Consider the following 1,142-nt stretch of genomic DNA (forward strand, 5'->3'; position numbering starts at 1 on the left):
ACCAATGACAATGCCGTTACTGACGAAGACACGCCAGTGACGATTGATGTCCTGCCAAACGACACCGATATTGATGGCGATAAGTTGTCTATCCAATCGGCGTCTGTACCTGAAGCGCAAGGCACAGTTGAGATTGTTGATGGAAAATTGGTCTTTACACCGGCCGAGAACTTCCATGGTGACGCCGAAATCACTTACACCGTGACCGATGGTGCACTGACCGACCAAGCGACGGTCAACGTCACCGTGAATGCGGTGAACGACACGCCTGTGGTTGAAAGTAGCATTGCAGACCAAACCTTGGCGGAAGATTTTACGCCATACAGCATCAATCTGAATACCGCTTTCAGCGATGTGGATAACGTGGATGGCGAGTTAACGTTTAGCATCTCTGGCAACAGCAACATTCAAGTGGCGATCGTCAATGGGATTGCTACGTTCACTCCAACGGCAGACTGGAACGGCTCAGAAGCGCTGACGTTTACGGCGACCGATCCAAGCGGCGAGAGCGTTAGCCAAACGGTGAACTTCACAGTAGCGCCAGTGGCAGATATTGAATCTGACCGCGCGACGGTTGTGGAAGACACACCAACCATCATCAAGGTTTTAGGTAACGACACGTTCGAAGGCGACGACAAAGTGGTGTCGCTCGATAGCAATAACGGTCCAGCCAACGGCACGGTCTCGGTCAACCCGGACGGCAGCGTCACTTATACACCAAACGACAACTTCCACGGGACAGACAGCTTCACTTATATCGTTACATCGGGCGGAGTATCGGAATTCACCACGGTGAACGTCGATGTGACGCCAGTGAATGACGCGCCAGTGGCAAAAGATGATACCGCTGTCACTGACGAAGACACGCCAGTGACGATTGATGTCCTACCAAACGATACTGACATCGATGGTGATACGTTAAGCATTGATTCGGCGTCTGTGCCGAGTGACCAAGGTACAGTTGAAATTGTTGACGGCAAGTTGGTGTTCACACCGGCTGAGAACTTCCATGGTGACGCTGAAATCACTTACACCGTTAGCGATGGTGCACTGACTGACCAAGCGACGGTCAACGTCACCGTGAATGCGGTGAACGACACGCCTGTGGTTGAAAGCAACATTGCAGACCAAACCTTGGCGGA

1 protein-coding gene is annotated in these 1,142 nt (G+C 51.9%); it reads left to right on the forward strand.

Features of this window, described 5'->3' with window-relative positions:
• Positions 1-1,142: tandem-95 repeat protein (locus tag R7R24_RS24725; RefSeq protein ID WP_318119731.1), on the forward strand; the 1,142-nt coding region annotated here is incomplete at both ends.

This window comes from Vibrio sp. 704, assembly GCF_033339295.1.